The organism is Arthrobacter sp. P1_H7 (assembly GCF_056405215.1).
Genome location: NZ_JBFUCO010000009.1, coordinates 110,287 through 121,517, shown reverse-complemented (window position 1 = coordinate 121,517; position 11,231 = coordinate 110,287). Strand labels below are relative to the sequence as shown.

General features: G+C 65.0%; 10 protein-coding genes. 3 read left to right on the top strand and 7 right to left on the bottom strand.

What is annotated here, in order from left to right; genetic code table 11:
- Positions 1-154: 154 nt before the first annotated feature.
- The 5 genes from AC1DXI_RS10800 to AC1DXI_RS10780 form a co-directional block, all read right to left on the bottom strand.
- Positions 155-1,159 carry a sugar phosphate isomerase/epimerase family protein gene (locus tag AC1DXI_RS10800; RefSeq protein ID WP_476938595.1) on the bottom strand — a complete coding sequence of 335 codons (1,005 nt, stop codon included), beginning with the start codon at positions 1,157-1,159 and terminating at the stop codon, positions 155-157.
- Positions 1,160-1,308: 149 nt separating this feature from the next.
- Positions 1,309-2,019, bottom strand: coding sequence for a GntR family transcriptional regulator (locus tag AC1DXI_RS10795; protein ID WP_476938594.1), 711 nt, complete (start codon positions 2,017-2,019; stop codon positions 1,309-1,311).
- 576 nt (positions 2,020-2,595) lie between these two features.
- Entirely contained in the window at positions 2,596-3,666 is a 1,071-nt protein-coding gene (locus AC1DXI_RS10790) for an alkene reductase (protein WP_476938593.1), read from the bottom strand.
- Between the two features lie 81 nt (positions 3,667-3,747).
- Positions 3,748-4,803, bottom strand: coding sequence for a 2,3-butanediol dehydrogenase (locus AC1DXI_RS10785; protein WP_476938592.1), 1,056 nt, complete (start codon positions 4,801-4,803; stop codon positions 3,748-3,750).
- A 147-nt stretch (positions 4,804-4,950) separates the two neighbouring features.
- Positions 4,951-6,741, bottom strand: a complete 1,791-nt coding sequence (locus AC1DXI_RS10780) for an NAD(P)-binding domain-containing protein (protein ID WP_476938591.1) — start codon at positions 6,739-6,741, stop codon at positions 4,951-4,953.
- A 205-nt stretch (positions 6,742-6,946) separates the two neighbouring features.
- Between AC1DXI_RS10780 and AC1DXI_RS10775 the strand changes: the two genes are divergently transcribed.
- Complete coding sequence (locus AC1DXI_RS10775) at positions 6,947-8,284, top strand: GAF domain-containing protein (protein WP_476938621.1); 1,338 nt, start codon at positions 6,947-6,949, stop codon at positions 8,282-8,284.
- On the opposite strand, the gene AC1DXI_RS10770 is transcribed toward AC1DXI_RS10775, so the two are convergent.
- Both AC1DXI_RS10770 and AC1DXI_RS10765 read right to left on the bottom strand, forming a co-directional pair.
- Positions 8,285-9,169: a hypothetical protein gene (locus tag AC1DXI_RS10770; RefSeq protein ID WP_476938590.1), complete on the bottom strand. Its 885-nt coding sequence runs from the start codon at positions 9,167-9,169 to the stop codon at positions 8,285-8,287. It lies immediately after the preceding gene.
- Positions 9,170-9,213: 44 nt separating this feature from the next.
- Entirely contained in the window at positions 9,214-9,870 is a 657-nt protein-coding gene (locus AC1DXI_RS10765; RefSeq protein WP_476938589.1) for a DUF6318 family protein, read from the bottom strand.
- A gap of 212 nt (positions 9,871-10,082) precedes the next feature.
- Between AC1DXI_RS10765 and AC1DXI_RS10760 the strand changes: the two genes are divergently transcribed.
- Together AC1DXI_RS10760 and AC1DXI_RS10755 are read left to right on the top strand one after the other, a co-directional pair.
- Entirely contained in the window at positions 10,083-10,517 is a 435-nt protein-coding gene (locus AC1DXI_RS10760) for a pyridoxamine 5'-phosphate oxidase family protein (protein ID WP_476938588.1), read from the top strand.
- Between the two features lie 123 nt (positions 10,518-10,640).
- Entirely contained in the window at positions 10,641-11,114 is a 474-nt protein-coding gene (locus AC1DXI_RS10755) for a very short patch repair endonuclease (RefSeq protein WP_476938620.1), read from the top strand.
- Positions 11,115-11,231: the final 117 nt, after the last annotated feature.

Genomic DNA, 11,231 nt, shown 5'->3' with positions numbered 1-11,231 from the left:
TTGAATCCGTGTTAGAGAACTAATGCTGTGGGTAAAGAGCTGGGGTGGTGCGGCCGCCCCCCAAATGGTTTGACGGCCGCACCGGGCGCCGGTGCCAGCGCGGGTCAGCGCCGGGTCAGGCGCTGGTTTCAGAGGCTGGTTTCAGACGCTGAACTCAGACGCTGGCGAGTGCCGTGGCTGCCGGCAGTTGCCGGCCCTGGGCCACCTGGCTGGTGCCGAGGGCGTAGCCGTCGGTCTTCGGCAGGACCTGGCGGCGGAGGTAGTCCTGGTTGCTGGCCGTGACGCTGAGGCCGTCGCCGCCGTAGTGCTCGGTGCAGAGGATGCCCTGGAAGCCGACGGAGAGTGCGGACTTGAACGCCTCGCGGTAGTTGATGAGGCCGCTTTCCATCGGGGCCGGCATCGCGACGTAAGTGTCCCGGGCGACGTCCTCGTCGCGGATGTAGTTCTTCATGTGCCAGTAGTTGGAGTACGGGAGGGTCTTGGCGACCATTTCGCGCCAGTCCTCGATCGGGCGGTGCAGCCGGATGAGGTTGCCGATGTCCGGGTTGATGCCGACGTTGGCCAGACCGATGTCCTGGACCAGCTGGACCGAGGAATCCGCGGTGCCCAGGTACGTGTCCTCGTACATTTCGAGCGAGAGCAGGACGCCGACCTCGGCCGCGTGCCGGCCAAGTTCGCGCAGGCGGCCTACGGCCTTGCCCCAGGTTGCCTTATCCCCCACCGGGTCCTTGTACCCTTCGACGGTCCAGAACCAGAGCTGCTTCTGCTGCTCGGCGGTGATGGCCTGGTGCAGTCCGAACGAGACAACCTCGCAGCCCAGCTCGGCGGCGGCGTCGATGGTGCGGTGGCTGTACGCCAGGTTGGCTTCCCAGTTTCCTTCCTCGATGACACTGCGGCGGATGGCCGAGATGACGGGGATACCGATGCCGACGTTGTCCGCGGTCTGCTTGAACTCGGCAAGCCGGGCGGAGCTCAGGTCGCCGGGGCGGACCCAGCTGTCCGTGAGGTCAGCATTGGTAAAGCCGGCGTCCTTGACCTCGGTGAGGACCTCGGCCCAGGCGGAGGCGTCGGCGTCGTTGATGTGGTTGCCCTGCGCATCGGTTCCCGGGAACTGCAGGAGCGCTGCTGTGATGGGCCAGTTTTCGGCTGTATAGGCCATGGGGTTCACTCCTTCGTGGAATCCTGTTTCCTATAGGATTTACTATCGAAAGGATGTTGTCAAGGTCACATCGGGGATCACTCGCAACAATCGAAGATCCTATAGGGGATGGTTTCGTGTGTGAAGAGGGCTGTGAAAGTGCTTGGCGGTCAGTCTGCCGGGGCGTCGGCGATGGCCCGGCCGCGGACCTTGCGCACATGGTCGGCCATGGCGGCTGCGGCCTTCTCCGGGTCGCCCGTCGCGAGGGCATCCAGGACCGCCTGATGCTCGGCGATGGCGTGGTCGGCGTCGGTGATGCCCACTCCCCCGAACAGGCGGAAGCGCTGAATCTGTCCGCCGAGGGCGGCGTAGGCGGCCACCATGAACTGGTTGCCCGTCTGCTCCGCGATCAACCGGTGGAACCGTTCGTCGGCCTCGAGGTAGCCGCGGAATTCGGCAAAGGACGGCCCGCGCGGGGCGCCCCTGAGATCGGCGACAGCCCGCTCCAGTTCGGCCAGGTGGCCAGACGTGAGCCGTGCACACGCCAGCCGGGCGTTGACGGGCTCGATCGCGAGCCGGGCTTCCATGAGCTCGGCGAAGTCTTCCCGGGTGAACACCGGAGCAACCCGGTAGCCCTTGAGAGCCACGCGGCGCACCATTCCGGTGTGTTCCAGCCTGGCGAGCGCCTCCCGCACGGGCGTTGGCGAGACGTCGAGTTCCCGGGCGGTCCCGTCGATGCTGACCGCGGTTCCGGGTTCCAGCCGGCCATCCATCAGCGACGCCAGGAGTTCTTCATAGACGTGGTCCGCCAGGACCTGCCGGCTGACGGCGCGGCCGGCGGGGCGCCCCTCAGAGTGGCTGCCGGTGGAAGCTAATTGCATCTTCAGATCCTATAGGACCGGGCGTGGCGAGATCCCCTCCGGGACATGCCCATTTGCCGCCCCACCATTGGGCATGCCCCTCGCTGCGCGTCATGGGCCCAGGGGGACATGCCCAATCCCGGCGCCAGCCACGGGACATGTCCAGTGGCCAATTCTTCCAGAGAACCTGTCCGGTGGCCCCGCTATGCAGGACGGGACATGCCCACCCGCACACTCCAGCGAGGGACATGTCCAGCCTTCGGCCAAACCAGCGAGCGACATGCTCATTGTTGAGCGCGATCAGTGGGCAGAATGGCATTCTGCCCACTGGCCGTGGCTGCGACCGGACATGTCCCGTGGCTGCGACCGGACATGTCCGGTGGTCTGGGAACGCGGAATGGGACATGCCCAGCCACACATGTCACCGCGGAGCATGTTCCGTCTCGGACCTGCACTGCGAGGGACATGCTCATTGTTAAATGCGATCAGTGGGCAGAATGGCATTCTGCCCACTGATCGTGACTGCGGCTGAGCATGTCCAGCCGAGCGTGCGCTGCGCGGCGGCGCTGCGACTCGGCGCCGCGCCCGCAGTCTGCCCTAGTTCTGGTAGGCCGGGTAGTCCGTGTAGCCCGTGGCGCCGTCGGCGTAGAACGTCGAGGGGTCGGGCTCGTTGACGGGCAGGCCTTCGCGCCATCGGCGGGCGAGGTCCGGGTTCGCGATGGCCGGGCGCCCGACGACAACGGCATCGGCGTGACCGTCTGCCACGAGCGCCACTGCCTCATCTCGAGTCGTGATGACGCCAAAGCCGGTGTTGACGAGGAAGGTTCCGCCGAAGCGCGCGCGGAGGTCCTGGACCAGCGAACTCGTGGGCTCCTTGTGAAGGATGCTGAGGTAGGCCAGGTTGAGGGGAGCCAGGCCATCGACCAGCCGGCCGTACGTCTCCTGGGCATCGGCCGCATCCAACTCAAGAGCGCCCTGGACGTTGTGCTCCGGTGAGATCCGGATGCCGACGCGATCGGCGCCCACGGCCTCAACCACAGCCTTCACAACCTCGATCACGAAGCGCGCCCGGTTCTCCGGGGAGCCGCCGTAGAGGTCGTCACGCTGGTTCGATGACGGCGCCAGGAATTCGTGCAGCAGGTAACCGTTGGCGGAGTGCAGCTCCACGCCGTCGAACCCTGCCTCGATCGCGTTTAGCGATCCCTGGACAAATTCCTGGAGGATGCCGGGCAGTTCGTCGGTGGTCAGGGCGTGCGGCACGGGGTGCGCCTGCTTGCCCTTGGACGTGCGGGTCTCTGCCTCGACGGCGATGGCGCTCGGCGCAACCACTTGGTGGCCGCCGGTGATGTCCTCGTGCGAAACCCGGCCACCATGCATGATCTGCGCGAAGATCCGGCCGCCTTCGGCGTGAACGGCTTCCGTGACCTTCTTCCAGCCGGCAATCTGGTCCGGGGTCACCAGGCCTGGCTGGCCCGGGTACGAGCGCCCGGCCGGGCTCGGGTAGGTGCCCTCGCTGACGATCAGGCCGAGCGAGGCGCGCTGGCGGTAGTGCTCAGCAACCAAGGGCCCCGGGATCCCTTCCTGGCCGGAACGGAGACGGGTCAGCGGCGCCATGACGAGCCGGTTGGGCAGTTCCAGCTCGCCGAGGGTCATCGGGGAAAACAGCATGCGCATTTCCTTTCGCAGTGAATGGGTTCACTGCGGTAACTGCGAGGCGTCTGCAACTATTCCCTGGTGAGACTCGGATCACTACGGGTGGACGATGATCTTCACCGCGGTGTCGTTGTGGTTGATCAGTGTGTCGAACCCCTTGTCCACCAAGTCGTCCAAGGCGATCCGCCCCGTGATGAAGGGTTTCAGGTCGACTTTTCCTTCCTGGACGAGCCTGATGGCGGCTTCGTGGTCGCCGCAGTAGGCGATGGTGCCGCGCAGGTCGATTTCCTTCAGCACCACTTTCTGCATGTCGACAGTGGCCGGGTGCCCCCAGATCGAGACGTTGACGACGACGCCGGCGGGCCTCACGACGTCGAGCATGGTGTCCAGCACCGCATTCACACCGGCACATTCAAACGCCGCGTTGGCCCCCGCACCGCTGGTCAGTTCCAGCACGCGCGCCTTGACGTCGTCGGCACTCGGGTCGAGCACGTGATCCGCGACCCCGGAGGAAGCCGCCTTGTCTTTGCGGGCGGCCGACAGCTCGGTAACGATCGTGGTGACGCCGATGCCTTTGAGGACCGCGGCGGTGAGCAGGCCGATGGGCCCGGCACCCCCGACGACGGCGACGTCCCCGGCTTTGACGCCGCTCCGGCCGACGGCGTGATAGGCAACCGCAAGGGGTTCGATGAGTGCGGCCTCGTCCAGGGGGATGTCGCCGACGGGGTGCACCCACCGGGTGTCGACGACGATCTTCTCGCTCAAGCCGCCACCGCCGCCCGCCAGGCCGATGAAGCCCAACTTGGTGCACAGGTTGTAGTGGCCGCTGAGGCAGGGACCGCATTCATTGCAGACGTAGTACGGCTCCACCACGACGTTGTCTCCGACGGCCAGACCGCTGACGCCTTCCCCCAGTTCTTCGACGGTGCCGGAGAATTCGTGGCCGAGGGTGACCGGGGCGGCCTCGTGGGTGAGCCCGTKGGGGTGGCCCGGCGGCGGGGTGAAGATGGGTCCTTCCAGGAATTCATGGAGGTCGGTGCCGCAGATACCGCACCAGGCCACGGCGATCTTCACCGTTCCCGGCCGCAGCTCCGGCTCTTGAATGTCTTCGATCCGGAGATCCTCGCGGGCGTGGAATCGTGCTGCTTTCATGGTGTTTCACCTTCGCAGTCCAGGACCGTGGATGCGCCCGGTCAGGCGCATCCACGGAATAAAAGTTGGATTTTCACAGGGGGCCGTAGCCCCAGTCTGGTGGCCGTGCCAGAGATTGTCACGACCCGCGCGAGTCAGCGCGTGCGGTTAGCGTGCGTGATGCGTGGGCTGCAGCTCGAAGACCGGCGTCGGCAGTCCTTCCATCCTTGCCTTGAGCTGCAGGGCAAGATAGTTCGAATAGTGCCGGCTCTGGTGCAGGTTGCCGCCATGGATCCACAGGTTCTCCACGTTGGTGGGCTTCCACATGTTGCGCAGTTCCCCCTCCCACGGCCCCGGATCCTTGGGCGTCTCCGATCCGAACCCCCAGCACTTGCCGACGGCGTCCGCCACCTCGGGCGAGACCAGATCAGCCAGCCAGCCGTTCATCGACCCATAGCCGGTGGCGTAAATAATGACGTCGGCATCCAGCTCCGTTCCGTTGGCCATCACGACGGAGTTGCCGGTGATCTTGCCGACCTGGCCGTTGGCCAGCTTGACCCGGCCGTCGATGATCAGCTGCGAAGCGCCGACATCGATGTAGTAGCCGGAGCCGCGCCTCAGGTATTTCAGGAACAGGCCGGACCCGTCAACGCCGAAGTCCAGGTCAAAGCCGGCAGCCTCGAGCTGGGAGTAGAAGTCCGCGTCCCGGCGGGCCATCTCCGCATAGACCGGGATCTGGGCTTCGGGCAGAATCCGGTACGGCAGCGAGGCGAACAGCAGGTCGGCCTTCTCCGTGGTGACGCCGTTGGCCAGGGCCTCTTCGGAGTACAGACCGCCGAGGGCCAGGTCCATGAGGGATTCACTGCGGGCAATATGCGTCGAGGACCGCTGGACCATGGTGACATCGGCCCCGTGTTCCCAGAGGTCGGCGCAGATATCGTGGGCCGAGTTGTTGGAGCCGATGACCACGGCCTTCTTGCCGGTCCAGTCGCCGCCGCCCGGGTGCTTGGACGAGTGGTACTGCTCCCCCAGGAAGGACTCGGCGCCGTCGAACGTGGGGACGCTCGGGTACCCCGACACACCCAAGGCGAAGACGAGCTGCCTCGGGCGCAGGGTGACAGGTTCGCCGTCGCGCATCACCTCCACCACCCACTCCTGGGACGATTCGTCGAAGCGGGCGCTGGTGCACTCGGTCTTGGACCAGTAGTTCAGTTCCATGATCCGTGTGTAGTTTTCCAGCCAGTCGCCGATCTTGTCCTTGGCCGCGAAAACCGGCCAGTCGTCGGGGAACTTCATGTAGGGCAGGTGGTCGTACCAGACCGGATCGTGCAGGTGGAGGGACTTGTAGCGGTTGCGCCAGGAGTCACCCGCGCGCTCGTTCTTTTCGATGATGATGGTGGGCACTCCGAGCCTGCGCAGCCGCGCGCCCAACCCGATCCCACCCTGGCCGCCGCCGATGATGACCGTGTAGGGCTGGTCTTCGTAGCCGAGCCGCGCCTCCTGCTCCTCCTTCAGTTCCAGCCAGGATTTGCGGCCCTTGGTGATCTCGTGGGCGACCCCCTTGTCCCGGTTGGAGCCCTTCCTTTCCTCAAAGCCCTTCAGTTCCTGCATGGTGGTGAGAAGGGTCCAGCATTTGCCATTCCGGAGGCGCAGATGGGCGTAGCCCCGGGCCTGGGCGGTCTCGAAGTTCACCCAGGCCTCGGCGTTGGCGGCGTCCCCGGTGGCGTCCTCGGCGAGGGTCCAGTTGCTGGGCTGCACGTCGTTCAGGGTCGCCTCGAGCAGGCGCCGGATGTCCTCTTTGCCCTCCAGCGTCTTGAGGTTCCAGGTGAAGGAGACGAAGTCGCGCCAGTACGAATCGTCGTCGAAAAGTTCCAGTGCGGCGTCCGTGTTGTGGCTGCGCAGTGCCTCATCGAACTGCGCCAACCACGCCCCGACGACGCCGTTTGGTGTCTCAGGCATGATTCCTCTTTCCATTGCTGACAGTGGGCCGCTCCCGGTGCGTGGCGCGTAGACCATGCAGTGACCCGCATCACAAGTAAAAATCGCAGGGGGTTACAATCGGGTTACACGGAGCTCTCAAGCTGTCGGCGGGCGCGAAGGTTGGCCGGCGGCGGCAGGGACCCAGCCTGGTGCGACGATTCGAGGGCGAGTTGAGAGAATGAGCATGCGGCAGGGCAACGGTCCCATCACGCATCCCTCGGACCTCAGGTTTTCCGCGCCGGCGGAGTATGCCCGAATCCTCCGGGCGGCGCACGAGACCACCATTTCGGGCACTCCGGATCCGCACCTCTCGCCGTCGCTTATCAAGTCCTGGCAGCGTTCCCTGGCGCTGGGCATCAATCCGGACCAGCACCGGCCGCTGCACCGGCATGAAGTCTCCGAGGCCCGATCCCTCAGCGCCGGCCATCGGCTGGCTGCGGTGATGCCTGCGCTGTCACAGCTTCTGGCCGATGAGACCGTGACCGGGCGCCATCTGCTGATCGTGACCGACCACGAGGGCGAAGTGCTGTGGCGCGTCGGCAGCAAGCAGGCCTTGCGGCTCGCGGACTCGCTGGAGTTCGTGGAGGGCGCCGACTGGTCCGAATCAGGGGTGGGCACCAACGCCATCAGCGAGGCCTTGGTGACCGGCGGCCCGGCGCAACTCTTCTCGGCCGAGCACCTCGTGCGGACCCACCATGACTGGGCTTGCACCGCATCCCCCATTCGGGACCCTCTGACCGGCGACGTCGTCGGCGTCCTGGACGTCTCCGGCCCGTTCGAATCGGTCACGCCGGACAGCCTGCGGCTGGTGCGTTGCGGAGTGCGGCTCGCAGAGGAACTTCTGAAATCGGCCCCGTTTCCCGACGGCGGCGCCGGGCGCTCGGGGCAGCGGGCACGGGGTGGCGAGCGGACGGCGCGCGACGGCGGCGCCCGGTCACAGCTCATGCTGCGGCTCTTGGGGGACGCGCCATCCGCGGCGGTCGACGGCGGCATCAGCCGTCCGCTGACGGTGCGCCGCGCCGAGATCCTGGCCCTGCTGGCCTCGCGTGACCAGGGCTGGAGTGCCGAAGAATTGGCGTATGAGATCCATGGCGATGCGGGCACCGGCGCGGCGATCCGGACCGAGATACACCGGATCCGCGCCATTCTGGGCGATGTCCTGGAAGCGAACCCCTACCGGTTCTCGTCAACCGTCAACGTCGTGACGGACGCTTCCGTCGTGGCGCGTCATCTGCGGGACGGTCGGGTTGCCGAGGCGTTCGCGGCGTACCCGGCAAAACTGCTCCCCCGTTCGGTCAATCTGGCGATCGGGTTCATGCGCGACGAGCTCAACACAGCCGTGGGAGCGTCCGTACGGTCAAGCGGTGATGCCCGGCTGATGCTGCAGTGGTGCACGAGCGACATGGGGTCCTTCGATACGGCGACTGCGGCTGCCGTGGCTGCGCTGATGGGGCCGGACGACCCGCGTTGCCAGCTCGTGAATGCCCGGATGGAACGGGTGGACCGGGAGCTGCGAGCCTAGCTACGGGCTAGGAGGTGGGGCGACGCCGGGGCAGCCTTGGCCTTGGGGATCCTGCAGGCACGTGTCTGCGTAGTTCCTTGTGATCGTCCGCCAGACACTGACCGTCTGCGGCGGCGAGCTGAATTGTCCTTGGCCGGGGATGGGCAGCGGCGGGCCGCCATTCACGGAGTAGGTTCCCTGGAAGTGGGTGGTCAGAACCACCGGGAAGTCGCCGGTCTGGGTGTACACGTGACTCGTCAGGGTCTTCTCGCCCCAGCGGTCCTGCGGAAGCGGTCCGCCGGCCACCGTTTGCGGGCCGAGCGAGGTGCCGTCGCCATAGCTCCAGGCGTACTGTACGGGCTTGGCGGTGATGGAGACGTCTTGCCCCAGCATGTTGACGGCAAAAGTTTGCTCGACGGCTTCCGCGTAGAAATTTGTCTCGGCACCCCTGAGAGTGTGTGGGCTCGGCTGTATGACGTTGCGGCCGGCATTGATTGGTAGTTGCCGAAATTTGGTCTGAATCTGGGCGGCAATCTGGCCCAGCACGTCTACGGGTTTCTCGAGATAGACACACCGGTCAGGCGAGATGCGGCTCCAATCATTGGGTCCCGCAACAACCAACTTCCACCACCATCTAACGGGGCGGCCGTTTTCGCCAGCGTTACACTCTGCCGTCGCCGATAGACACGGAAGATCGAAGTTGTTGTTGTTATCTATCAGGCACAGATAGTCGAACCTGTATTGGAATGGGCTCTCCGGAACAGTCCCGGGTGCGTCCACCCAAACCCCGAACGTCGCATCATACCTCCACACACCCACGCCCGTCTCGTTCCAGAAAACGTCGGATGCCCCGGCATTGGCCGAAGGGCTAACGGCTAGCGAAAAAGACATGACAGCGGCGAACATAATCCCGAAACCCCACCGTCGTCGTCCTGAACGCGCGAGGCGATTCATGGACCGATCCGGTCAACATCCATCGCCATCCAACGACCGTCAGAGAAGCGGAGAATCATGATATCTGCGAGCACTTGGGAGGCAGGCACGGACTTCTCGACCCTTGAGTCAGCTCGATAGAGGGCTCCTGCCGATTGCTCCAGCTGTGTGGTCACTTGGTATGTACCCTGGGATGTCTTGACGAAGTTGGTATAGGCCCCCTTCGCTTGGATTAGCCCTCCCGCGATCCATCGTCCTTCCGAGTTCCACTCCACAATTCCCGAGCGCACCTTCGCGCATAACCTGCAGGATGAATCTGTCACCTCATCCATCAGCCGGAATTCCCCCGTCTGATACGCGTAATTCAGCAGGGTGTACCAATGTTTCGCAAAGGCAACAGCACCTTCCTTCGTCTCCGCCTTCGCAGCTTCCGGCAACTCCGGCACTGGCACGTTCTGCGCTTTGCCGGTCGCGTCGGCGGGCTTGTAGCTGGCGGTAGGTGTGGGAGTTACGCTCGGGGTGGGCGACCCGGCGGGGTTTTGCGAAGCAGCAGGTGGGGATCCGGGAGGCGGGGTTGAACCCCCGCTGCACGCTGTGACCGACATCAGGGAGATCGACAGCAAGGCGACCGCACAGGCTCGACAGGGACCGGAAAGCGAAGTGCGCGTTGTCATGGTCAGCTACTCCCCCGATAGAAAATCAAGACGATTGAAGCCAATTTGTGGCTTAAGGGTAACCGAGATCACATTTTGCCGGTCAAAATTATCCACAGGCATCATGTGCCCGCCCCGCATACCGGCAGACCCCCCGGCAGACCACCCCGGCAGTCCCTTGCCAGTCCTTTAGCCCCTAGCCATTTCACTCGGGAGGACAGAACAATGAACCCATGATGTTCGAACACGAAGACGGCAATCCGATTCTCAAACTGGACGACGATCAAGCCTGGGCATTGATTGAGGGCACCAAACACGGCAGGCTCGTGGTCACGGTGGCCGGCGAACCCGACATCTTCCCGGTGAACTACGCGGTCGGCGGCCGGAAGTTGTTTCTTCGCACCGCACCGGGAAACAAGCTGGCCGAGCTCACCATCAATTCGAAGGTGCTCTTCGAAACGGACGGCATCCTGTCCGAGGAAGCATGGTCAGTAGTCCTGCGCGGCACTGCGCGCGTCCTCGACCAATCAGCCGATGTCGCCGAGGCCGAGGCCCTCGGGCTGAAACCGTGGGTTCCAACGTTGAAGGACTTCTACGTGGAAATTACGCCGACGTCGCTCAGCGGCCGCCACTTCCAATTCGGCGAACACCCGGAGAGGGAAATCTAGCGCCCGACGGCGAGGCCCGGCCCGCCGCCCCCGCCCCAGACCCCAGACCCCGCCGGCCCGGCCCCGCCGGTCCGGCTACGTGCCGGCCGGCGCCTAGACCTTGCACCCGCCTAGACTTAAATGATGGCGGACAAGCTGACTCCGGAGCGGCGCAGCTGGAACATGTCCCGGATCCGGGGCAAGAACACCAAGCCGGAAATGCTGGTCCGCAGGCTGCTGCACGCGAAGGGGTACCGCTACCGCCTGCACGGCACCGCGGCCGGCGGCAAACTTCCGGGCAACCCTGATCTCGTCTTCGCCGGCCGGCACAAGGTCATCTTCGTCAACGGCTGCTTCTGGCATTTCCACGACTGCCGGGTGGGCCAGCACGCACCCCAGGCAAACGCCGAGTTCTGGGAAACCAAGCGCACGCGCACCCGGAACCGCGACGCCGCCCAGCGGCTTCAGCTCGAACGCGATGGCTGGGAAGTCCTCACCGTGTGGGAGTGCGAGCTGAAGGATCGATCGGCGTTGGAGGTCCGCCTCGATGCTTTCCTTCAAGGCCGTCTCCTGCAGGGCCCCTTCCGCCAAGGCCCGGCCCGGGACGAGCCCTCCTGAGGACCTTTGCCGAGCAGCAACGTCCCGCGTGTCGCGCGGCCCACCTCCGGTGCAAGCTGAACGGCCTCCGCTAATATTCGACTCCGGGGGCGATAGGCATTATTCGGTCAGTACCAA